This window comes from Nonomuraea dietziae (genome assembly GCF_014195505.1).
Classification (GTDB): domain Bacteria; phylum Actinomycetota; class Actinomycetes; order Streptosporangiales; family Streptosporangiaceae; genus Nonomuraea; species Nonomuraea roseola.
In genome coordinates this window covers 3,024,848-3,047,186 of the sequence record NZ_JACIBV010000001.1, presented here as the reverse complement: position 1 = coordinate 3,047,186, position 22,339 = coordinate 3,024,848, and the positions used below count along the sequence as shown (strand labels likewise).

The following is a 22,339-nucleotide window of genomic DNA, read 5'->3' as shown; positions in this document are numbered from 1 at the left end:
GGAGGCGTCGGCATCGGGGCATGCGGGGGTAGCCGTCGAGCGGCGCCAACGTGGGGAGACGGCTCGGCGGGGGGAGGCGCGGTTGGCTCCTCCCCGGCGACGAAGCCGCTCCCCACCGCGATGAGGGCGATGCGAAGGCGACCATGTGGCGGGCGGCGAGCTCCTCGACCTGTCCGGGGATGGACTGGGCGGGCCCGGTCAGCAGGGTGAGCGCGACCGTTCCTGAGTCAGGTCGAGCGGCGGCCAGGCGTCACCAGCGCGGCGGCGACAGCGCCGACCGCTGCCGCGACCGCGGCCACGGTGAACCCACTGGTGAAACCGCTCAACGTGGTCCCCGTCAGGCTCGCGGCTGCGACGCTCGAAACGACGGCGGCTCCGATGGAGGCGCCGAACTCGTGGAAGGTGCTCACGATGCCCGAAGCGATCCCGGCCTCGTGCGGCGCCACCTGGCCGAGTGCCGTGGCCGAGGCGATGACGAACATGGCGCCCGTACCCGCCGCCGCGACGGCCACGCCGGCCACGACGCTGACAGGATTCATCGACACGGCAGGCGCGGCCATGCCGATCGCCGCGACGACCAGACCCGTGACAGACAGCCCGCGCCCGCCCCACCGGCCGAGCATGCGTCCGGTCAGGTTGGCCCCGAGCATCGTCGCCAGTGCGACCGGCAGGAACAGCAGCCCTGCCTGCAACGCGCCGTATCCAAGAGCGTGCTGGAAGTAGAAGGTTCCCAGGAAGAACACCGCGATCATCAGCGCGGTCGCCATCACGATGAGGAAGGCGCCGATCGCCACAGGCCGGCGGGCCAGCAGCCGCACGTCCATCAGAGGCGAGCGCGCTCGCCTCTGCCACAACACGAACAGCACGTAGCCCACGGCGGCCGCCAGCACGAGCCATCCGATGACCGCGCTCAGCCACCCCTGCTCACCGGCGGCGATGAGTGCGTAGATCAACGACGCGGTGGCGGACGTCACCAAGATCGCGCCGAGAACGTCGAGCCGGGGCCGGTCGGCCGACGCCAGAGGCCCGGCAGGGAGCAGAACCGCGAGCACCGCGGCGATCGCCAGCCCGATGGGCACATTGACATGGAACACCCATGGCCACCCGGGGCCGGCGGTGAGCAGGCCGCCGAGGAGAACGCCGAGGGCGGCGCCCCCGCCGCCGAGCGCGGACCAGACGCCCAGGGCCCTGTTCCGCTCCTCGCCGTCGAACATGGCCACCACCAGCGACAGAGCCGCGGGAGACAACAGCGCGGCCCCGACCCCCTGCGCCACCCGACCGCCCACCAGCATGCCTGCGGATCCGGCCAGCCCCGCGATCAGGGACGCCGTGGTGAACAGCAGCAGCCCAGCGATCACGACCCGCTTGGCGCCCAGTAAGTCCGTGATGCGCCCGCCGAGCAGCATCAGTCCGCCGAAGGTGAGCGTGTAGGCGCTGACCGTCCAGGTCAGCGCCTCGCGGCTGAGGCCGAGGTCTGTCTCGATGTGGGGCAGCGCGATGGCCACGACGGTGACATCGAGGATCAGCATGAGCTGCGCCACGCCGAGAAAGCCGAGAATGCGCCACCGCGCCGGATGCGGCTCCTGGGCCGCTGTCTGTTGCCCTGTGGGTTGGATCATCGAATCCTCCAGGCCATAACTCGTATGTCGATATACGAGTTCCGCTTCTCACTATAAGCCGTACACGCTCATACGGCTTAAGGTGATGGCATGGCTGCCACTCCTGGGGGCTCCAGACGCCGCGCCGATGCTGAGCGCAACATCGCCCGCATCGTGTCCGCGGCGCGCGAGTTGATGAGCTCGAACCCGAACGCGACCACCGACGACATCGCGCAGGCCGCCGGCGTCGGACGGATGACGCTGTATGGGCACTTCCGCACCCGGGCCGACCTCATCGAGGCCGCACTCATGGACGCGCTGCGAGCCGGCGAGGAGACCTTGTCGTCCCTCGACCTGGCCGGAGACGCGCGCGATGCCATGACCCGCCTGCTGGCCTCGAGCTGGGAACTCGTAGCCGAGTCAGCGGCCCTGCTGACCGCCGCCGAAGGGGTCCTCCCCGCAGGACGGGTGCGAGAACTGCACGCCGAACCCGCCGAGCGCATGGCCGAGCTGATCCGCCGTGGGCAGGAGCAAGGCGTCTTCCGCACCGACCTGCCCACCACCTGGCTGGTCAGCATGACCCACTACATCCTGCACGGCGCAGCGAACGAGGTACGCGCGGGACGCCTGCCCCCGCACGACGCCGCAGACGTGGTGGCGAAGTCCATCCACTCGGTACTGACCAGCTAGAGGGCGAATCCTCGCAGGCCAGGCACGCACCGAAGAATGACGGTCCTGCACCGTGTGGCCTTCGAGCAGGCTGAGTGCGGAAATCTACGGTAGCGAAGATCACGGAGCGGTGGCTGCCTGGTCCAGATTCTTCGATCCAGGCTGCTGCCCCCGCCCACGCGTGGGGGTGGACGCATCGCCGCCGCGCCGCATGCGAGCACCGGCCCTGTTCGGACGCCGATGCGCGCGGCGGACTGCGGGCTACTTCCGCTGCCAGCGGCCGATCTTCTTGGAGACGAGGGTGGCGCCGATCCGCGAGTAGAACCGCTGAGCCGCCACGTTGGCCTCGGCCACCTCCCAACGGATCACCTTGCCGTCGGCGGCTTCGGCGACGGCCTGCATCAGCTGCTCTCCCACGCCTTCGCCGCGTTCTGCTCCGGTCACGTACAGGTCGTCCAGCGCGAGGTAGTCCTCGCCGGACCAGAAACTGATTCGCTGCAGCCAGGAGACGTAGCCGATGGCCCGGCCGTCCCGCTCGGCAATCAGGTAGGTGATCTCCGGGCGGGCGAGCATCCGCTTCAGGTCGGCGGCGCTCACCGTGATGGCCGAGGCCTGGTCCTGGTGCTCGGCCAGCGCACGGATGAGGTCGTACACGGTGGAGGCGTCATCGGGCGTGGCGCGACGGATCGTTATCACGGTGGTCCTTCCAGGTGGGTTCAAGGGATGGGGTGGGGGCTGCGTGCTCTTCCTGACCGGTTGCCGCCGGCCTGCCGGGTGGGGCGAGCCGGATGCGCCCGGCGATCATCGGCCGGAGGCGTTGCCGGTGGGCGGGATGCGGCCCAGCCAGGCGCAGCGCCCGCAGCGCCGCACCGCCGCGCTGGGCGGAGCCGATTTCCGTGGTCGGCACGAAAGGGGTGTCCTTTCAGCGGCGGGCTGGGGCTCTCGCCGCGTCCGACGGTCGGCTGGTGGGGTGGCGGCCCGGCGGCCGGAGGACCCACAAGCCAGGTGTGATGGCACAGGAAACCGTACCGCCGTTAGGTATCTACGAGACAGGCGTGGCCGGCGGAAGGAGAGCGTCCGTGGGGTGGCTCAGCCGTGCTCGGCGTGCTGTCCGTGGTCGGTGACCTGGGCGTCGAACCACGCGTGCAGCGCCTCCACCAGCGACGCGTCGGTGGTGGCGTAGGTGATGCGGGCGCCGGCGGGCAGGTCGGTGTAGCGGATGTCGATGCGGCTGTGGCCTTGTTCGAGGTCGCGCAGGCCCGGCATCTCACCGCCGTGAATGGAGGCCGGGTCGCCGTAGTCGCCGCTGCCGAACCCCGCCGCCTCCTCGGTCAGGTGCTCGCGGATCAAGGTGACCTGCTCGGCGTCGGCCGGGTCGTCGGAGGTGACCGTCTGCATCCCGCCGGTGGCGGACTTGGCGAAGCGGTGCGTGGTGCGCTCCAGGTCGAAGGGCATCACCTGCCGGCTCCTGGCCGCGATCTCGGCCTGCCGGACGGCCAGTGCCTGCTGCTCATCCCGGCTGACGAGCACGTACGCCGTCGCGGCGACGACGATGAGCGCGAGCGCCGCGATGAGCCCCTGGGCGCGTCGATCCTTAGGTTTCATCTATGGCCTCCGTGAGGATGGTCAGGGCGCGCAGCACGCCGGCGCGTTCGCCCTCGGGGACACGGTCCAGAACGGCGGAGAAGCGCTCGGCTCTGGCCTCGGCCAGCCGGGCTGCGGCTTGCACCCCGTGCGGGGTGAGTTGGACCAGCACGCCGCGCCCGTCGTCGGGCGCCGGGGTGCGGTCGGCCCAGCCGCGGTTGATGAGCTGCGTGACCAGCCGGCTGGTGGTGCTCTTCTCCAGCCGGAGCCGGTGCGCCAGCTCACTCTGCCGCAGCGCGCCGTCCCTGGCCAGCTCGCCCAGCGCGTGAGCCTCCGATACCGGGACGGGCTGCCCGCAAGGGGTCTGGTCCGGCTGGTGAAGGCCGAAGGCCCGCACGAACCGCGCCACGGCCTCCTGGAGTTCGCGATCACCCGCCATGGTTCGACCATACAACTAGATAGTTGTGTTGAGCAACCAGATGGCCGGCTGGGTAAGTGAGCCGTGATCCGCGGGCATCACCTCGGGTCGCTGTGATCGGACGCAATGGAGCGGTGAGTGGCGGCTAGGAACGTGCACGGTCCACGCGATTGTCGAGGATGTCGTCATCGCTGATCTGGAAGCGCAGTCCGTCCATCAGGTGATCGAGCGCGTGCGGGTCGTCGCCGAACCGCTCCTCTGGCCAGGTTGATTCGAAGGAGACGGCCACGCGCCCGTCATTGACGTCCATGCGGAGGCCGAGGGCCTGACGGCCGCCTTCGGTGATGGAGCGCACTCCGCTGGCGGGCACGTGCCGCGGCAGCACGGCGACCAGAGGCGTCACCTTGGCGGTCTGCCGTGGGATGGCGCCGCGGGACGGCTGGGCTGGGGCGGCGGAACCTGGGGGTGATGCCGTGGGATGGCCCGTGGGACGTCAGACGGTTTCGCGGGGCGCGGATGGTGAGGTCGCGTGATGGCTTGGACCGGGGTGGAGGGCCAGCGTGATGGCTTCGGCTGGGAGAGCCCGGGGTGAGGTCGCGAAGGCGGTCTGGGATGGCTGCGACGAGGGCATCGTCGTGGGCGGGACGGGGCGGGGCGGGACGGGGCGGGGCGGGACGGGGCGGTGCGGGACGGGGAGGAGGGGCGGTGCGGTCAGCTGGCGAGTACCTGGTATTTGACGGTCATGACGCCCGCGTTGGTGTCGCCGATCGTGGAGAACGCGGCCTCGGACAGGTCGAGGCAGCGTCCGCCGGTGTACGGGCCGCGGTCGTTGATGCGCACGACCACCGCCTTGCCGTTCGACGGGTTGATGACGCGGACCTTGCTGCCCAGCGGCAGGGACTTGTGCGCCGCCGTCAGGGCTGACGGGTTGAATCGCTCGCCGCTGGCGGTCATCTGGGGCTCGTCGTAGAAGGAGGCCCCACAGCGTCCCGACGAGAGCACGCGGGCCTTCCGCTTCGCGGGCGCGGCGACGGCCTTGGGAGCCTGGGAGGCCTTGGCCTGAGCGCCGTCCTGAGAGGTGTCGGCTCCCTCGGAACCCCGGGAGCCCTTGGAGCCCGTGACGTCCTTGGAACCGGTGGCGCCCTTCGAGCCTGAGACGCCCTTCGAAGCCGATTCCGGCGAGGTGGCCGAGGTGGCCGAGGTGCCGGGGGAGGCCGGCGTCCTCGGAGTCCCGCCGGTGGTGCCTGGCACGGTCCCGGTGGCGCCGGGAACGGTCGCGCCGGTGGTGGGGGAGACGGTTCCGCCGATGGTGGCTGGAGCGGTGCCGTCCGTGGTCCGGGAAGAGGTGCCGGACGAGGTGCCGGACGAGGTGGCGGACGAGGCGCCCGGGCTCGCGGACGGGGAGAGGGTGGCGAAGAGGCCCGCGCCCGCCGTGGTCCGGGGGCTGTCGTCGTTCGCGACGGCGGCCCACGCGGTGGTCGAGGCGGCCAGTACGGCGGCGCCCGCGGCGACGGTGGTCCAACGGCGTCTGCCCGGAGCCGTCAGACGGCTCAGCGGGTTGCGGCGCGACGGCTTGCTCGAATGCTGACCCAAGAGAAACACAGTCCTTGATCGGGGGACAGGACAGGACACGGAAGGGCCAGACGGGGGAGGGGAAGGGGGAACGCGCGTCGGCCGATTCCCGTGGCGGGGCATCGAGGCCCCGCAATGCGCTCGAAGATATGCGACAAAGGAGCGGTAAAGGCAAATTAATGCCACATACCGTGACACATCTCACTTAGGTCACGGCGTGGTGAGAAGACCCAGCGTACGCAGTGGATCTTTGGGTTTTCGCCGAAGTGCGAAATCAGAACATGAGCGAGCGAACCGTCTCCACGGTGTCGGCCTCGTCGGCGCGCTTGTCGGGCCGGTAGCGCAGCACGCGGGCGAAACGGAGCGCCATGCCGCCCGGATAGCGCGGCGAGCGCTGCACACCGTCGAAAGCGATCTCCACCACCAGCTCGGGCCTGAGTGTGACGGTCCACTCGTCGGTGGGGCCTTCGGCGATCTCGAGGAAGCGCTGGGTCTGCCAGGCGAGCAACTCGTCGGTCAACCCCTTGAACGTCTTGCCGAGCATCACGAACGAGCCGCTGTCGGGGTCGCGCGCTCCCAGGTGAAGGTTGGACAGCTTGCCCTCGCGCCGCCCGTGCCCCCACTCCGCGGCCAGGACGACGAGGTCGAGCGTGTGGCGCGGCTTCACCTTGATCCAGCCCGCGCCCCTGCGGCCGGCCGCGTAGGGCGAGGTGAGGGACTTGGCGACCAGGCCCTCGTGGCCCCGCCGTACGACCTCGGCGAAGAACGCCTCGGCGGCGGGCAGGTCGGCGGTGACCAGGCGCGGGGTGAGCAGAGCGGGGGGAACGGTGGCGGCGAGGACCTCCTGCCGCTCGCCGTACGGCAGGTCGAGCAGGTCGGTGCCGCCGACCCTGAGGGCGTCGAAGAAGAAGACGCTCAGCGGCGTGGCCTCGCGCAGCTTCGGGACGTCGGTCTTGCTGCTGACCCGGCTGGCGGTCACCTGGAAGGGATGGGGACGGCCGTCCTGCTGCAGCGCGAGGACCTCGCCGTCGAGCACCAGGTCGTCGGAGGGCAGCGCGAGAACCGCCTCGACCAGTTCGGGGACCTGGGGCGTGATGTCGTCGAGGGTGCGGGTGAAGATCCTCACCGTGTCGCCCGAGCGGTGCGCTTGCACCCGGATGCCGTCGAGCTTCCACTCGAGCGCGGCCTCGCCGCCGATCTTGTCCAGGGCGGCGGCGACGTTGGGGGCGCTGCCCGCGAGCATGGGGGCGACAGGGCGGCCCACCTCGAGCTTGAAGGCGCGCAACGCCTCGACGCCGCCCGACAGGGCGGCCGCGCCGACGGCGGGCAGCCAGCCGCGCAGCGTGAGCGCCCGCCGGACGTCGGCCGAAGCGGCGCCGGAGGCCTTGGCGACGGCCTCGATCATCACCCCGTCGAGCGCGCCCTGGCGCAGCTCGCCGGAGAGCAGGCGGAGCAGGAAAGACTGCTCCTGGCTGGTGACGGCGGTGAATAGCTCCTCGACCAGCGCCTTGCGGGCGGCCTGGGAGCCGGGGCCCGAGACGGCCTTGATGCGGGTGAGGAGGGCGTCGACGTCGGTGAGGGTGGCGGTGGCGACCAGTTTGGGCGGCGGAGGGTCCTGCAGGGTGCGCCAGCCGACGCCGATCTGGCGCTGGGGGAGCTCGCCCGAGAGGTAGGCGATGGCGATCTCGGCCTCGTCGGCGCCGACCCGGCCCAGGAGCTCGGCCAGATGGCCGATCTTGCCCAGGCGGGCAGAGGTCCTGGACACGGCCTCGGAAACGCGAACGACGTCGATCAGTAGCACAACGCTTATGTTGCCCTACAGGAGCGACAAAAGTCCCGCTTGACCTTTGGATCCAGTGTCTGGGGCCTTTGGGTCAGGCGTCGTGCGGGGATCGGCGAGGCGGTGATGGCGGTTCCTCGAAGGACGCGAGGGCCGCCGAGGGCGCGGGTGGTGTCGGGCACGGCGGGCCGTACCCGACACCACGCGAGCGTCAGCGAACGCCGAGCAGGTCGACGACGAAGATGAGCGTCTCGCCCGGCTTGATGGCGCGGCCCGCGCCCTGGTTGCCGTAGCCCAGGTGCGGCGGGATGACGAGCTTGCGCCGTCCGCCGACCTTCATGCCCGCCACGCCGCGGTCCCAGCCGGCGATGACGCGCCCGCCACCCAGCGGGAACTCGAACGGCGTGCCGCGGTTCCACGACGCGTCGAACTCCTCGCCGCTGGAGAAAGCGACACCGACGTAGTGCACCTGGACGCTCTGTCCAGGCTTGGCCTCGGGGCCGTCCCCCTCGACGATGTCGACGATCTCCAGGTCGGCGGGCGGGTTGCCCTCCGGGAAGTCGATCTCCGGCTTCTCGAGTGCCACGTTGTACTCCTTGGTGGATGTCTTCTGACCTAGAAGACTCTAGGGGGCGCGGCGCTCGTGACGGGTGACGGCCATGCTGTGGTGGCCAGAGCTGTTCCGTGGTGAACTGATCGCATGGCCACCCCGTTGACCGGACGAGTCGCTGTGATCACCGGCGGGTCGAGGGGCGTCGCCGAGACGTTGCGCGCCCAAGGCGCCGTCTGCGCCACCTGCGACCGCGGGAACGCGGCCCCTCACGCACGCGATCGCGAGAGGCCCCATGGCGATCTCGTGATGACGCTGGACCTGCGTGACCCCATGGCCGTGGACGTCTTCGCCACCGCCGTCGAGGAGCGCTACGGCCGCGTCGACATCCTGGTCACCAGCGCGACGGCCACCACCGCAGCCCCCTTCGAGAGCGTGAGCGCGCGGGCCGAGCGCGCGCTCATCGAGGACAACTTCCTCCAGGTCACCGGCCTCATCAGGAGGATGCTGCCGCTGATGGGCGACGGCTCGGCGATCGTCAACCTCGTCCAGGACGAGCCGTGTCACGCTCTCGACGCCGCCGTGAAGGCCGCCGTCGAGAGCCTCAGCGGCTCGCTGGCCGTCGAACTGGCCCCTCGCGGGATCAGCGTCATGGCCGTGACGGTGGAGCAGGCCTACCAGCTCTGGTGGAGCGGCATCCCCTCGGTGTAGCCGGACGAGCTCTGGATGCCGACCACGGCCCGCTCGTGGAACTCCTCCAGCGTCGTGGCCCCCGCGTAGGTGCACGACGAACGCAGACCGGCCACGATCGCGTCGATCTGGTCCTCGACGCTGGGCCGCTGCGGGTCGAGGTACATGCGGGAGGTCGAGATGCCCTCCTCGAACAGCGCCTTCCTGGCCCGCTCGAACGGGGTGTCCTCGGCGGTGCGCAGCCGGACGGCCCGCGCGGAGGCCATGCCGAAGTTCTCCTTGTACTTGCGCCCGTCGGCGTCGGTGCGCGCGTCGCCGGGCGACTCGTAGGTGCCCGCGAACCAGGAGCCGATCATCACGTTGGCCGCGCCCGCCGCCAGGGCCAGCGCCACGTCGCGCGGGTGCCGCACGCCGCCGTCCGCCCAGACGTGCCTGCCCAGGCGGCGCGCCTCGGCCGAGCACTCCAGCACCGCGGAGAACTGCGGACGCCCGACTCCGGTCATCATCCTGGTGGTGCACATGGCGCCGGGACCGACGCCCACCTTGATGATGTCGGCTCCGGCCTCCACCAGGTCGCGCACGCCCTCCGCGGTCACGACGTTGCCCGCGGCGACCGGCACCGAGGGGCCGAGCGCCCGTACGGCACGCAGCGCCGTGATCATCTTGTCCTGGTGGCCGTGCGCGGTGTCGACGACCAGGCAGTCGACGCCCGCGTCGAGCAGCTCCTTCGCCTTGGCCACCACGTCGCCGTTGACGCCGACGGCTGCCGCGATCCTCAGCCTGCCCTGGGCGTCGAGGGCGGGCTGGTAGAGCGTGGCGCGCAGGGCGCCGGTACGGGTCAGGATGCCGACCAGCCTGCCCTCGCCGTCGACGATGGGCGCCAGGCGGTGGCGTCCCTCGTGCAGCATGTCGAAGGCCTCGCGCGGGTCGAGGGCCCGCGGGGAGCGTGAGGAGGTTGGCCGACATCACCTGCGACAGCTGGGTGTACATGTCGACGCCGTGGCAGTCGGCCTCGGTGACGACGCCGATCGGGCGGTTCTCCCAGTCGACGACGATGACCGCGCCGTGGGCGCGCTTGGGCAGCAGGTTCAGCGCCTCGCCGACCGTGTCGTGCGGGGTGAGCGTGAGCGGCGTGTCGTGCACCAGGTCGCGCTTCTTGACCCAGTCGACGACGTCGGCGACCACGTCGATCGGGATGTCCTGCGGGATGACCGTGACGCCGCCCCTGCGGGCGACGGTCTCGGCCATGCGGCGGCCGGCGACGGCCGTCATGTTCGCGACCACGATGGGCAGCGTGGTGCCCGTGCCGTCGTTGGTCGACAGGTCGACCGCGAGCCGGGAACCGATCGAGGACCGCGACGGAACCATGAACACGTCGCTGTAGGTCAGGTCGTGGGACGGCTCGAGACCGTTGAGAAACTTCACGTTCGTCCATCTTATGTGGTGACTGGTCAGGAGGGGTCATTCCCTCTTTCCGTGGCCATATGATCTGCGGGACAGACCTGGGGGATGGAGGACGCGGTGGACATCGTGGAGCGGTCCGAAGTGCTGGTGGTCGGCCTGGCCGTACGCACCAGCAACGCCGACGAGATGGACCCGTCGCGGGCGAGGCTGCCGACCCTCTGGCAGCGGGCGGGGGCTCCTGGGGCGTTCGCCCATGTGCCGGGGCGGCTGGACGAGAATCTCTACGCGGTCCTGACCGACTACGAGAGCGACCACCACGGGGCGTACACGCAGATCGTCGGTGTGGGGGTGCGCACGGTGCCGAGGCTGCCCGAGGGCATGGTGGCGGTGCGCGTGCCGGCGGGGCGGACGCTGAAGGTCGAGGCCAGGGGGCAGATGCCGCAGGCGATCATCGACGCGTGGCAGCGGGTGTGGAAGCACACCGAGTCGGGCGGCACGCCCGCCAGGTCGTTCACCACCGATCTCGAGGTGCACCACCCGGCGGGCGCCGATCTCTACGTAGCCGTGTGAGGCTCAGCTGGAACAGCTGGACTGATAGCCGGCAGGAGACGAGACCGTCTCGTACGGCGTGCGGACCTCGAGCCTGAACTGCCCGTTGTCGCGCGAGCGCGCCGTGTACGTCTTGGAGACCTCCTTGACGCCCGCGGGCGCGTTCACCGTGACCCAGTCGCCCTCCCAGGTGCTGAAGGCCGTCCTGCGCGCCCACCGGTAGCTGAGGGAGGCGGGCCAGCTGAGCGTGATCTTGCCGCTCAGCGCCCAGTTCCCGCACGTGTTCGGCGCCTTGGTGGCCTTCACGTCGCTGAAGGTGACCTTGTGGCAGGTGACGTCGACGGGGATGATCTGGCTGCGGTGTCCCTCGGCGGGCGAGGTGATCCGCAGCTGTGTGTCCACCTTGAGCGTCACGTTGAAGAAGCGGTTCATCGTGACGGTCTCGGGCAGGTGGGCCAGCACCCTGTGGTCGGCGTGGTCGATCAGGGAGCCACTGTGCGCCTCGACCAGTTCGACGCGCACGTTCTGGTTCTTCGTGGAGTGGAGCTTCGCGGTGAAGACGAACCGCTTGCCCGAGCAGTCGCCGCTCCAGGTGGCGGGGTCGACCTTGGCGTCGGTCAGCCACGCCGAGGGGCACGACAGCGTGTAGTCCTTGCGGGCCGCGGGGCGGTTGTGCTCCTTGGTCTCCAGGGCGACCGTGCCGGTGACGGTCTTGGCGGCCTGCCACTCGTGCGGGCTCACCGCCTTCTCGCCCGCCGAAGCGAACGTCACCGTCCTCCAGTCCGTCGCCTTGCCGTCGACCACCCAGCGGTAGGAGATCGTGCCCTCACGGTTCAGCCCGACGGCGCCGGTGCCCCTGAAGGTGTGCGGCCTCACGCAGTCGGTGTGCGTGGTGACCTTCGCCACCTCGGCGTTCACGGTGACCTTGGGCTCGGCCGCGCAGGTGACGGTGTAGGCCGCCTCCTTGGCCGGCGCGTTGTGGTTCTTCACCTCCACCCGCACGGTGCCGCTGGTGGCCGAGGCCCACGCGTCGGACTCCACGGTGACGCCGGAGCCGCCGGTGACCGAGACCTTCCTGTAGGGGAAGGCCAGCTTGTCGATCACGAACCGGTACTCGATCTCGCCCGGCCGGCTGAGGGAGAGCACGGCGCGGGCCCGGTGGTTGGGCACCCTGGCGCAGTCGCCGGTGTAGGCGGGCGCGGTGATCTCGCCGATGGTGACGACGGGCTTCGGCGTCTCCTTGCACGTGAGGGTGAAGGACTTCGTGGCGGGTGAGCCGCCCGCCGCCCTGAGGGACACGACGTGCTCACCCGCGTCGGCCTTGGTCAGCCGCCAGGTCTTGACGACCCGGACGGTGCGCGGCTTGTCGTCGGCGACGAAGCTCGCCTCCTCCACACCGTCCTGGCGGCCGTCGAGCCCCCAGGCGTACTTCACCGTGGTCGCGGGGCCCGCGGGCAGCGCGAGGATGCCGGTGGCGCGGTAGTCGACCGGCGTGTCGCACGAGCCGATGTGGTCACCGGGGTCGATCTCCACGATCGACGGCACCGCGACCACCGGCGGCGGGCTGGACGGCGGCGGCGACGACGGAGGGGGCGACGACGGCGGGGGCGAGGTGGGCGGAGGTGACGTCGGCGGCGGGGAGGTGGGCGGCGGCGACGTCGGCGGCGTGCTGGAGCACGTCACCGTGTGGAGGGCCCTGCCCGAGTCGTGACCCGCGCGATCCAGGATCCTGACGGCCTTCCAGCCGCTCGTGCTCGCGCTGACCGTCACGGGCAGCGACACCTGGCGCAGCCTGGGCCCTCCGGCGGGGAAGTCGAGGTACTCGGGACGGCTCTCGCCCCCCGCTCCGTCGATCCACTGGTAGCCGACCCTGGCGGGGGTGCGGGAGACCTGGAGCGTGGCGGTGAACCGTACGGTCGTGGGGCACTGACCCGTGTAGGCGGGCGGGGTGACGTCCACGTCGGCGGCGGCGATCACCGGACGGCCCGCGTGGCTCGCGGGCAGCGGGTGGCCCACGTCGTAGAGCTCGCCCCCGCCCGCGCAGGTCACGCTGAAGTACGCCTTGCGGGACAGGCCCTTGCGGCCCAGCACCTCGACGGCCTGCCAGCCGGTGACCGAGCGCTCGAACGTCTGCCGGTCCCTGACGGTCGCCCTGCGGGCGCCGTCGACGCGGAAGCTCTTCACGGCGCCCTTGCTGCCGTCGCCGCGCACCCAGCGATAGCGCACGACGCCCTTGCCCTTGGCCGCGACCACGGCGGAGAAGCCGACCGTGGTGGGGCAGTCACCCGACTGCCGCGCGGGGCTCGCCTCGGCCTGGGCCACCGACACGGTGACCGGGGCCGCGGCCGTGGGGGCCGCGAGCGCCGCGAGCGCTGGAGGGGCGGCCAGCAGCCCGCCGAGCATCATCGCGCTCAGCAGCAACGCTGTCCTGTTCACATCGTTCCCTTCCTGTTCTGAGAAGGGAACACATGATTCTCAGGCGTCCTTGGAGGTCACTTGGATCTCAGAGGGATCATCGTCGTCCGGCGGGGGGTCGGTGAGCCGCCACCCGGTGATGAGGACGGGGATCGTGTAGTGCGTCGCGAACAGCGTCAGCGCGAGCGGTGCCACCAGGGCCATCGGGATGGTCAGCGTGAGCTGGCCGTCGGCGTGGCTCACCACGTTCGTCAGCACGAAGAGCACGCCGAGCACGACGCTGGTGGCGCGGTGCGCGGAGGTGTAGGCCCTGCGCCGCTCGGCCAGCTGCCGCTCGTCGAGGAAGCGCTCGGGCAGCGAGAGGGCACCTCGCGCCGCGGCGTTCAGCCATCCCATCACGGGGAAGCCGACCAGCAGGCTGACCGCGAACATCGACAGGTAGACGTTGCGCGCCAGGTCACTCGGCGCGTACCGGACGATCACCACGAGCCCGGCCCAGAGCAGGCAGAGCGCCGCCACACCGACCGCCACGAGACGGCGGCGGGCAGGGCGGGTGGCCCAGAGGCGCTGCGCCGGCATGTTCTCCAGGCGCTCGCGCTGTTTCTCCCACCTGTTCATCACGACCCCAACCTGGCGAACGGATGGAGGGAGAAGACGACCTCCACCGGCACCTCGAAATACTCAGCGATCTTCAGGGCCAGGAACAGGGACGGGCTGTACTCGCCCCGCTCGAGATAGCCCACGGTCTGGTAGTGGACCCCGAGCGCCGCGGCCAGGTCCTTGCGGGAGATCCCGCGTTCGGCCCTGAGCATCGGGATCCTGTTGTAGACGACCTCGTTCGACACCGCGAATCCTCACTTGCGAGTGACCCTGCGCAGCAACCACGGTGCCAGCACCATACCGGCGAGCGCCCACGCGCCCATCACGATCGCCGCGGTGCCCAGCTGCCAGACGCCGTGCAGCTCGCCCGCGGGGGAGTCGAAGAACGCCGCCCGCAGCGCGTGGCCCTGCCAGTAGAGCGGGAAGGCCTGCGCGACCCACTGGACCGCCTCCGGCATCATCCGCACGGGCAGCATCACCCCCGAGCAGATCATCAGGAGCATCGTGGGCACGCCGATCACCGCGGCGGCCGTCTTCGCGCTCGGCAGCATCGCGCCGATCGCGGTGCCGAGCGGGACCACCGCGAGCGTGCCGAGCGCCAGCGACCACAGCAGGGTCGGCCAGTGCGCCGGCGCGCCCAGCCCGCCCACGGCGGCCCCGAGTGCCAGCATGATCGCCGAGTGCCCCGCGATGTGCAGCATCAGGGAGACCGCCCTGCCGGTGACGTAGACGCGCAGGCCGCGGGGCAGGGCGCGCAGCCGCAGCAGGGCGCCCTCCTCCCTGTCGGTGGCGATCAGCAGCGGCAGCGACATGGTCCCCGCCGAGAAGACGGTGAAGGCCATGAACCCGACCGCCATGAACGCGCTCATCCCGACCCCGCCGCCCGCGGGGTTGTCGCCGATCCACAGCATCAGCAGCACGAACATCACCAGGCCCGCGAGCTGGCCGCTCAGCTCCCTGCCGTCCCTCATGATCGAGGCCTGCTCGATCAGGCCGCGCCTGACCCCGAGTGCCAGCGTGCTCATGCCGCGCTCCTTTCCACCAGGTTGAGGTAGCTCTCTTCGAGGGTGGGGCGCCTGATCTCCAGGTCGGGGACCGGCCCTCCGTACTTCTGGTGCAGCTTCCACGCCAGCTCCGAGGGCTGCGCCGTCTGCTCGGAGCCGTCCCTCCAGCGCACCAGGGAGGGCGCCTGTACGGCCCGCGCCAGCTCGTCGGGCGTGCCGAAGACCGCGATCCGCCCTTCGAGGAGGACGGCGATGCGGTCGGCCAGCTTCTCGGCCTCGGCCAGGTCGTGCGTGGTCAGCATGATCGTGGTGTCGAGGTTCGCGATCAGCTCGTGGAACTCCCTGCGAGCCTCGGGATCGAAGCCCGTGGTCGGCTCGTCGAGGAAGAGCAGCTCGGGCCTGCCGACGATGCCGAGCGCGACGTCGAGCCTGCGCCGCTGACCGCCGGACAGCTGGCCGACCTTGCTGGCCGCCTGGCCGCCGAGGCCGAGCGCCCTGAGCAGCTCGCCGGTGTCCCACGGGTCGGGGTAGTGGGCCGCCACGTGGTCGATCAGGGTGGCGACCCGCCACCGGGGGTGGTCGCGCCAGTCCTGCAGGACCACGCCGACCCTGGCCCGCCAGTCCTCGCCGCCTCGGGAGGGGTCCTCGCCCAGCACCTCCACCTCACCGCCCGCGCGGTGCCTGAAGCCCTCGAGGATCTCGACGGTGGTCGTCTTGCCCGCGCCGTTGGGGCCGAGGAGCGCGACGGTCTCGCCGCGCCGTACCTCGAGATCGACGCCGCGCAGGACCTCGCGCTTGCCGTACGACATCCGCAGCCCGCGGACACTCACCACAGTACTCATGCGGTCGAATGTAGTACGTCTACTACATTCGTGACAACTTCTACGACGGGGTGACAGTGGACACGGGCCGGCGGGCGGCTACTGCGCGCTCACGCCAGGACGCCGGCCTGCCTGAGTTTGGCCGCTCGCTCCTCGTCGAGGCCCCACTCCGACAGGTCGAGCAGCCTGGTCGCGGGGGACAGGTCGGGCTCGGGCGCGCCGAGCAGCCGGGGCGCGGGCCTCGGCTGGGTGGAGTCGCCGACCTTCACGAACGTGCCGCGCGCGACGTTGTGCGGATGCTCGGCGGCCTCGGTCGGGGACAGCACGGGCGAGACGCACGCGTCGGAGCCCTCGAAGACGGTCTCCCACTCGGCCCGCGTCCGCTCCTTGAAGGCAGCCTCCAGTCGTCGGCGCAGCGCGGGCCACTGGGCGCGGTCGTTCCTGTCGGGCAGGTCGGTCAGGCCCATCTTCTCGGTGAGCGCCGCCCAGAACTGCGGCTCGAGCGCGCCGACCGCCATGAACTGCCCGTCGGCGGTCTCGTAGGTGTCGTAGACGGGGGCGCCGGTGTCGAGCAGGTTCGTGCCGCGCGCGCCCCATCCCGAGTTGTAGAACATCGCGAACAGCACGGCCGCGCCGTCCACCATGGCCGCGTCGATCACCCGGCCCCTGCCGGTCCTCTCACGCTCGAACAGGGCGAGCAGCACGCCGTAGGCCAGCATGAGGCCCCCGCCGGCGAAGTCGCCCAGGATGTTGATCGGCGGGGTCGGCTTGTCGCCCTCGCGCCCCAGCATGGACAGCGCCCCCGAGATCGCGATGTAGTCGATGTCGTGGCCCGCGGTGGGCGCGAGCGGCCCGTCCTGGCCCCAGCCGGTCATCCTGCCGTAGACCAGACGCTCGTTGACCGCGTGCAGGTCGTCGGGTCCGATGCCGAGCCGTTCGGCGACGCCCGGCCTGAACACCTCGATCACCACGTCGGCGCCCGCGGCGAGCTCCTTGAAGGCGGCCACGCCCTCCGGCGACTTCAGATCGAGGCCGATCGTGCGCTTGCCCCTGTCCATCACGTCCCTGCGCGGCCGGTCGGAGACGGCCTTGACCCGGTCGACCCGCAGCACCTCGGCACCGTGGTCGGCCAGCATCATCCCGGCGAAAGGGCCGGGCGCGAGCCCGGCCAGCTCCAGCACCTTCACCCCGGCGAGCGGTCCCTGCGTCATGTTCAAGAACTTTATTCGGTACGGCGTCGCCGCGACACCCCCACGAGAGATCCGCCAGATATGGGAAACTTGCGCCTTATGGCTTCGGAATCCGATCGGATGATCGCCCACCGCTACCGCCTCGCCACAGAGCTGGGCAGGGGCGGCATGGGCGTGGTCTGGGAGGGCCACGACACCCTGCTCAACCGGCCGATAGCGGTCAAGGAGGTCTTACTCCCTCCCGAGCTGTCCGCTCTCGACCGCGAGAGTCACCTGGTGCGCACCGCCCGTGAGGCCCGCACGGCCGCCCAGCTCAACCACCCCAGCGTCGTGGCGATCTACGACGTGGTGGAGGAGGACGGCCGGCCCTGGATCATCATGGAGCTGGTCAGGGCCCCCTCCCTCGAGGAGGTCGTGGCCACCCACGGCGCCCTCCCCGTCCGGGAGGCCGCCGACGTCGGCCGCCAGGTGCTGTCGGCGCTGAAGGCCGCGCACGAGGTCGGGATCCTGCACCGCGACGTCAAGCCGAGCAACGTCCTGTTGTGCGACGACGGCCGCGCGGTCCTGACCGACTTCGGCATCGCCACCGCCGAGGGTGACTCCTCCCTCACCAGGACCGGCATGGTCACGGGCTCGCCGGCCTTCCTCGCCCCCGAACGGGTCCGCGCCCTCGACTTCGGCCCGCCCTCCGACCTCTGGTCGCTCGGCGCCACCCTGTACGCCGCGCTGATCGGGCGCTCGCCCTTCGAGCGGGGCGACCCCATGGCCACGCTGTCGGCGCTGATGCGCGAGGAGCCCGACTACCGCAGGATCCCGCCCGCGCTTCACCCCGTGCTGAAGGGGCTGCTGAAGAAGGAGCCTGACGAGCGGCTGACCGTCGCGCAGGCCGACGCGATGTTCGCCGAACTCGGCACGCCGCAGGAGGCCAGGCGGCACAGGGAGGACGACGACGAGGAGCCGCCGAGCAGGCGCGGCAGCCGTACCACCCTCATGGCGGCCGCGGCCGCGGTGCTGGTCCTGACCGTGGGAGCGGGCGCCTACCTGAAGTTCACCCCCAGTCAGGCGGAGGGCAGCGCGCGCGTGCCGCAGGCCAGGGCCAGCACGCCGGCCTCGGCGCCCGCCACGAGCGCGGCGCCGTCGGCCTCGTCCACGCCGACCCCGACGACCAGCAGGACCCCTGTCGCACTCACCCGCCCGTGGACCTCCCCCGACGGCTGGTCCATCCAGCGGCCGACCAGGTGGAAGGGGGCGCGCGCCGAGGCCTACACCCAGTGGACGCGTCCCGACCGCGGCGCGCACCTCGGCGTCGAACAGCAGTACGCCACGCTCGACCCGCACCAGATCCTGCGCGACGCGGAGGAGAGCATCCAGGCCGCGACCGGCGTGCGCACCGTGCGCCGCGGCTCCGTCGCACAGGGCACGGCGGAGTGGGAGTTCACCTGGACCGCCGCCGCGGGCCACCCGTGGGCGACCGCCGGGCTCCGGTACCGCGAGGTACGGCGGGCGACGGTGGCGGGCGCGACGGCCTTCGTGCTCTCCTGGACGGTCGCCGAGGACCAGTGGCGCAGGCAGGGCCGGTTGATGCGTCAGGTCCTGGGGAGCTTCTCCCCGCCGGGGGCGGCGTCCTAGGGTCCAGGCATGACCCCTTGGAACCTGCTGGCTCTCACCCCGCTGCCGCCCGAGGCCCTTCGCGGCCTGCTCGCCCCCCTCGGCGACCGCGTCACGCTGTCCTTCGCGCGCGACAGGGCGGCCATGGAGGCGGCCCTGCCGCAGGCGGAGATCGTGCTCGGCGACTGGAGCGCCGGCCTGGCCATGGACGCGGCCGCCGTGGCCGCCGCGCCCCGCCTGGCCTTCGTGCAGCAGCCGTCCGTCGGCGTGGACGGCCACGACCTGGCCGCCCTGTCGGCGGCGGGCGTGCCGCTGGCCAACACCGCGGGGGTCAGCGCCGTCGCGGTGGCCGAGTGGTGCCTGGGCGCCGCCCTCACGCTGAGCCGCCGCCTGGTCGCCGCCGACGCGGCCGTGCGGGCGGGTGGCTGGCCGCAGCTCGACCTCGGCCCCCGCGAGCTGTCGGGCTCCCACGTCGGCGTCGTCGGCTACGGCCCGATCGGACAGGAGTGCGCCAGGCTCTTCGGCGCGCTCGGCTGCCGGGTCTCCCACTGGACGCGCACGCCGCGCGGCGAGGGCTACGCGCCGCTCGAGGAGGTCGTCGCCACCGCCGACGTGCTGGTCGTGGTGATCGCGCTGTCCGACGAGACGCGCGGCCTCGTCGACCCCGCCCGGATGAAGAAGGGCGCCCTGCTCGTCAACGCGGCCCGCGGAGGGGTCGTCGACCAGCGGGCGCTGGCCGCCGCGCTGCGGGAGGGCCACCTGGGCGGCGCGGCGCTCGACGTCTTCGACACCGAGCCGCTGCCCCCGGACGACCCGCTGCGCGACCTCACGAGCGTACTCCTGTCACCCCACGTGGCGGGCGTCACACCCCAGTCGACGGGCCGTCTGGTCGCCTCGGTGGTCGGCAACCTGACCGCGGCCGTGGAAGAAAAGAAGATCGAAAATGTGGTCAACGACGCGCCCGCCAGGATCCGGAGAAGGGACGGATCGGGAAAGTAGAGTTTCCCCTGCCCGTACATGGGGCGTGACCTGCGCCGTTACGGAGATCTCGGACGTTTCACCACCCCGATCTGTTCTGTCGAGATTTGGGGAGATACGGTCTTACGGACGATCTCGACCGCAGCTTCTGGGGGTGTTTCTGTGACAACGATGTCGGCACACCAGCGGGCCGTCGAACAGATCAGGCAGTCCTACGCCGAGATCCCCGCGGACGCGGCGCCTCGGCTGGCCAAGGCGACCTCGAACCTGTTCAGGTTCCGCGACTCCGGCAAGGCCGCCAAGCTTTCGGCCCGCGACCTCGACCAGGTCATCAGCGTGGACCCGGTCACCATGACCGCCGAGGTCCAGGGCATGACGACCTACGAGCATCTGGTGGACGCCACACTGCCGCACGGGCTCATGCCGTACGTCGTGCCCCAACTCAAGACGATCACCCTCGGGGGAGCGGTGACAGGGCTCGGCATCGAGTCCACCAGTTTCAGGGACGGGCTGCCGCACGAGTCGGTGGAGGAACTGGAGATCCTCACCGGCGACGGGCGCATCGTGGTGGCCCGCGACGACAACGAGCACCGCGGCCTGTTCCGCGCGTTCCCCAACTCCTACGGCACCCTGGGCTACGCGCTCAGGATCCGGATCAAGCTCAAGCCGGTCCAGCCGTACGTCAGGCTCACCCATCTGCGCTTCACCGACGCGGCCAAGTGCATGCTCGCCATGCAGGAGATCTGCGAGGCGATGACGCACGACGGCGAGCCCGTGGACTTCGTCGACGGGGTCTTCTTCGACCCCTCGGAGATGTACATCACGCTCGGCCGCTTCGCCGAGCGCGCGCCGTACACCTCCGACTACACCGGCATGCGCATCTACTACCAGTCGATCCAGAAGCGGGGACGCGACTGGCTGACCGTGCGCGACTACCTCTGGCGCTGGGACACCGACTGGTTCTGGTGCTCGCGCGCCTTCGGCGTCCAGCAGCCGCTGGTGCGCTCGCTGATGCCGCGCAAGTGGATGCGCTCGGACGTCTACCGCAAGCTGGTGGCCCTGGACCGCAGGTACGGGGTCGTGGCCAGGGTCGACAGGTGGCGCGACGCCCCTGTCCAGGAGTCGGTCATCCAGGACGTGGAGACCCCCGTCGAGCGGGGCGCGGACTTCCTCGAGTTCTTCCACTCCAAGGTCGGCATGACGCCGGTCTGGATGTGCCCCCTCCGATCGTCGAGTGAGTGGCCGCTGTACCCGTTGGAGACGGGCAAGCTCTACGTCAACTTCGGCTTCTGGGGCCTGGTCCCGTTGCCGCGCGGGCAGTTCGACGGCTACTACAACAGGCTCATCGAGAACGAGGTGCACGCTCTCGACGGCCACAAGTCGCTCTACTCGACCTCTTTCTACGCCCGTGAGCAGTTCTGGCAGCTGTACAACGGCGATGCTTACTGGCCGGTCAAGCAGGCGTACGACCCGAACGGTCGCCTGCTGGACCTGTATGACAAGTGTGTGCGGGGAAGGTGAGAGATGGGTCTCGCGAGCATCTTTGAGAAGATCGTTGGTCCGAACTCCAACATCGCGTTCATGGCCTACGACGGCAGCAAGGCCGGTCCTGACGGCTCGGACGTGACCATCGAGGTGAAGTCGCCGATCGCCGTGGCCTACCTGGCCCAGGCGCCCGGCGAGCTCGGCCTGGCAAGGGCGTACGTCTCGGGGCACATCGATGTCCATGGCGACATGTACACCCTGCTCGACCGCATGTGGAACATCACCACCAACGACCTGACGCTGGCCGAGAAGCTGGACGCCGTACGGGCGCTCGGCCCGAAGCCACTGCTGATGCGCGTGCCGCCGCCGCCCCAGGAGATGCGCAGGAGCACCCTGGCCAGGCTCGGCTCGCGTCACGCCAAGCAGCGTGACGCGGAGGCGATCCACCACCACTACGACGTGTCCAACCGCTTCTACGAGTGGGTGCTCGGCCCGTCCATGGCCTACACCTGCGCCGTCTTCCCGCGGGAGGACGCGACGCTCGAGGAGGCGCAGTACACCAAGTTCGACCTGGTGGCCCGCAAGCTCGACCTCAAGCCTGGCATGCGCCTGCTCGACGTCGGCTGCGGCTGGGGCGGCATGGTCATGCACGCCGCGCGCGAGTACGGCGTCAAGGCCCTGGGCGTCACCCTGTCCAAGCAGCAGGCGGAGTGGGCGCAGAAGGCCATTGTCGACGCCGGGCTGCAGGACCTGGCCGAGGTGCGCTTCATGGACTACCGCGACGTGCCCGAGGGCGGCTTCGACGCGGTCAGCTCCATCGGCCTCACGGAGCACATCGGCAAGGACCAGCTGCCCGCCTACTTCTCCTCCCTCTACAGGAAGCTCAAGCCGGGCGGGCGGCTGCTCAACCACTGCATCACCCGTCCGACGAGCACCGAGAAGACGATCAACAAGGGCGGCTTCATCAACCGCTACGTCTTCCCCGACGGTGAGCTCGAGTCGGTCGGCTACCTCACCACGCAGATGGAGAACTCCGGCTTCGAGGTCCGTCACGAGGAGAACCTGCGCGAGCACTACGCCCGCACGCTGAAGTTCTGGTGCGAGAACCTGGACGACAACTGGGAGGACGCCCTCCAGGAGGTCGGCCACGGGACGGCCAGGGTGTGGCGGCTGTACATGGCCGGCTGCATCGTGGGCTTCGAGCGGAACAAGGTGCAGCTGCACCAGGTGCTCGGCGTGAAGCTGGACGACCAGGGCGCCGCCCACTTCCCCCTCCGCCCCTCGATCGACTGGCCCTGACCGGCCGGCCCCTCCAGGGCAGACGACCCCCACCCCCGCGAGGGGCTCCGGCCCCTCGCGCCACGGGCTCCGGCGTAGGAAGACCTGCAGGGGAGGGATGCGTTCCGACGGGATGCGATGTCCGG

The 22,339-nt window shown here is 70.8% G+C and carries 22 protein-coding genes and 1 pseudogene; 7 read left to right on the top strand and 16 right to left on the bottom strand.

Annotated elements, in window-relative coordinates:
• Nucleotides 1–227: 227 nt before the first annotated feature.
• Entirely contained in the window at nt 228–1,619 is a 1,392-nt protein-coding gene (locus tag FHR33_RS14495) for an MFS transporter (protein ID WP_183647233.1), read from the bottom strand.
• A 90-nt stretch (nt 1,620–1,709) separates the two neighbouring features.
• Between FHR33_RS14495 and FHR33_RS14490 the strand changes: the two genes are divergently transcribed.
• Nucleotides 1,710–2,288, top strand: coding sequence for a TetR/AcrR family transcriptional regulator (locus FHR33_RS14490; RefSeq protein WP_183647230.1), 579 nt, complete (start codon nt 1,710–1,712; stop codon nt 2,286–2,288).
• A gap of 240 nt (nt 2,289–2,528) precedes the next feature.
• Here FHR33_RS14490 and FHR33_RS14485 read toward each other — a convergent pair whose 3' ends face one another.
• The 7 genes from FHR33_RS14485 to FHR33_RS14455 all read right to left on the bottom strand — a co-directional run bounded on the left by FHR33_RS14485 (nt 2,529) and on the right by FHR33_RS14455 (nt 8,207).
• On the bottom strand, nt 2,529–2,963 hold the full coding sequence (locus FHR33_RS14485) for a GNAT family N-acetyltransferase (RefSeq protein WP_183647227.1): 435 nt from the start codon (nt 2,961–2,963) through the stop codon (nt 2,529–2,531).
• A 393-nt stretch (nt 2,964–3,356) separates the two neighbouring features.
• Nucleotides 3,357–3,872 carry an aspartate carbamoyltransferase gene (locus FHR33_RS14480; protein ID WP_183647224.1) on the bottom strand — a complete coding sequence of 172 codons (516 nt, stop codon included), beginning with the start codon at nt 3,870–3,872 and terminating at the stop codon, nt 3,357–3,359.
• Nucleotides 3,862–4,290 (bottom strand): MarR family winged helix-turn-helix transcriptional regulator, encoded by a 429-nt coding sequence (locus tag FHR33_RS14475; RefSeq protein WP_183647221.1) that lies wholly within the window; start codon nt 4,288–4,290, stop codon nt 3,862–3,864. Before FHR33_RS14475 ends, FHR33_RS14480 begins: the two co-directional genes overlap by 11 nt.
• 124 nt (nt 4,291–4,414) lie before the next feature.
• Complete coding sequence (locus tag FHR33_RS14470) at nt 4,415–4,672, bottom strand: DUF6461 domain-containing protein (protein WP_183647218.1); 258 nt, start codon at nt 4,670–4,672, stop codon at nt 4,415–4,417.
• Nucleotides 4,673–4,980: 308 nt separating this feature from the next.
• Nucleotides 4,981–5,862, bottom strand: a complete 882-nt coding sequence (locus FHR33_RS50235) for a septal ring lytic transglycosylase RlpA family protein (RefSeq protein ID WP_246451854.1) — start codon at nt 5,860–5,862, stop codon at nt 4,981–4,983.
• A gap of 253 nt (nt 5,863–6,115) precedes the next feature.
• A complete protein-coding gene (locus tag FHR33_RS14460; RefSeq protein WP_183647215.1) occupies nt 6,116–7,642 on the bottom strand; it encodes an ATP-dependent DNA ligase in 1,527 nt (508 codons plus the stop codon).
• Nucleotides 7,643–7,832: 190 nt separating this feature from the next.
• Nucleotides 7,833–8,207, bottom strand: a complete 375-nt coding sequence (locus FHR33_RS14455) for an FKBP-type peptidyl-prolyl cis-trans isomerase (RefSeq protein ID WP_183647212.1) — start codon at nt 8,205–8,207, stop codon at nt 7,833–7,835.
• Between the two features lie 114 nt (nt 8,208–8,321).
• Between FHR33_RS14455 and FHR33_RS14450 the strand changes: the two genes are divergently transcribed.
• Entirely contained in the window at nt 8,322–8,882 is a 561-nt protein-coding gene (locus tag FHR33_RS14450; protein ID WP_183647209.1) for an SDR family NAD(P)-dependent oxidoreductase, read from the top strand.
• On the opposite strand, the gene FHR33_RS53255 is transcribed toward FHR33_RS14450, so the two are convergent.
• Both FHR33_RS53255 and FHR33_RS53250 read right to left on the bottom strand, forming a co-directional pair.
• Nucleotides 8,846–9,766, bottom strand: coding sequence for a GuaB1 family IMP dehydrogenase-related protein (locus tag FHR33_RS53255; RefSeq protein WP_376773284.1), 921 nt, complete (start codon nt 9,764–9,766; stop codon nt 8,846–8,848). The two genes, FHR33_RS14450 and FHR33_RS53255, sit on opposite strands and share 37 nt — an antisense overlap.
• Before the next feature lies 1 nt (nt 9,767).
• Nucleotides 9,768–10,229: pseudogene (locus FHR33_RS53250) on the bottom strand (IMP dehydrogenase); the annotation flags it as partial.
• 153 nt (nt 10,230–10,382) lie between these two features.
• Between FHR33_RS53250 and FHR33_RS14440 the strand changes: the two are divergent.
• Nucleotides 10,383–10,835 carry a GyrI-like domain-containing protein gene (locus tag FHR33_RS14440; protein WP_183647206.1) on the top strand — a complete coding sequence of 151 codons (453 nt, stop codon included), beginning with the start codon at nt 10,383–10,385 and terminating at the stop codon, nt 10,833–10,835.
• Between the two features lie 3 nt (nt 10,836–10,838).
• Here FHR33_RS14440 and FHR33_RS14435 read toward each other — a convergent pair whose 3' ends face one another.
• The 6 genes from FHR33_RS14435 to FHR33_RS14410 all read right to left on the bottom strand — a co-directional run bounded on the left by FHR33_RS14435 (nt 10,839) and on the right by FHR33_RS14410 (nt 16,865).
• Nucleotides 10,839–13,250 carry a hypothetical protein gene (locus tag FHR33_RS14435; RefSeq protein ID WP_183647203.1) on the bottom strand — a complete coding sequence of 804 codons (2,412 nt, stop codon included), beginning with the start codon at nt 13,248–13,250 and terminating at the stop codon, nt 10,839–10,841.
• Between the two features lie 39 nt (nt 13,251–13,289).
• A complete protein-coding gene (locus FHR33_RS14430; protein ID WP_183647200.1) occupies nt 13,290–13,850 on the bottom strand; it encodes a hypothetical protein in 561 nt (186 codons plus the stop codon).
• A complete protein-coding gene (locus FHR33_RS14425; protein ID WP_203946469.1) occupies nt 13,847–14,041 on the bottom strand; it encodes a helix-turn-helix transcriptional regulator in 195 nt (64 codons plus the stop codon). Before FHR33_RS14425 ends, FHR33_RS14430 begins: the two co-directional genes overlap by 4 nt.
• A 42-nt stretch (nt 14,042–14,083) precedes the next feature.
• Nucleotides 14,084–14,854 carry an ABC transporter permease gene (locus tag FHR33_RS14420; protein WP_183647193.1) on the bottom strand — a complete coding sequence of 257 codons (771 nt, stop codon included), beginning with the start codon at nt 14,852–14,854 and terminating at the stop codon, nt 14,084–14,086.
• On the bottom strand, nt 14,851–15,675 hold the full coding sequence (locus FHR33_RS14415; RefSeq protein WP_183647190.1) for an ABC transporter ATP-binding protein: 825 nt from the start codon (nt 15,673–15,675) through the stop codon (nt 14,851–14,853). The genes FHR33_RS14420 and FHR33_RS14415 overlap by 4 nt, the downstream gene beginning before the upstream one ends.
• Before the next feature lie 89 nt (nt 15,676–15,764).
• Nucleotides 15,765–16,865, bottom strand: a complete 1,101-nt coding sequence (locus FHR33_RS14410) for a CaiB/BaiF CoA transferase family protein (RefSeq protein WP_183647187.1) — start codon at nt 16,863–16,865, stop codon at nt 15,765–15,767.
• Between the two features lie 78 nt (nt 16,866–16,943).
• Here FHR33_RS14410 and FHR33_RS14405 point away from each other — a divergent pair, with 78 nt between their 5' ends.
• The 4 genes from FHR33_RS14405 (at nt 16,944) to FHR33_RS14390 (ending at nt 22,214) form a co-directional block, all read left to right on the top strand.
• Nucleotides 16,944–18,473 carry a serine/threonine-protein kinase gene (locus FHR33_RS14405; RefSeq protein ID WP_183647184.1) on the top strand — a complete coding sequence of 510 codons (1,530 nt, stop codon included), beginning with the start codon at nt 16,944–16,946 and terminating at the stop codon, nt 18,471–18,473.
• A gap of 9 nt (nt 18,474–18,482) precedes the next feature.
• Nucleotides 18,483–19,451: an NAD(P)-dependent oxidoreductase gene (locus FHR33_RS14400; RefSeq protein ID WP_183647181.1), complete on the top strand. Its 969-nt coding sequence runs from the start codon at nt 18,483–18,485 to the stop codon at nt 19,449–19,451.
• Between the two features lie 150 nt (nt 19,452–19,601).
• Nucleotides 19,602–20,951 (top strand): FAD-binding oxidoreductase, encoded by a 1,350-nt coding sequence (locus FHR33_RS14395; protein WP_183647177.1) that lies wholly within the window; start codon nt 19,602–19,604, stop codon nt 20,949–20,951.
• Nucleotides 20,952–20,954: 3 nt separating this feature from the next.
• Nucleotides 20,955–22,214, top strand: coding sequence for a class I SAM-dependent methyltransferase (locus FHR33_RS14390; RefSeq protein ID WP_183647175.1), 1,260 nt, complete (start codon nt 20,955–20,957; stop codon nt 22,212–22,214).
• Nucleotides 22,215–22,339 lie beyond the last annotated feature (125 nt).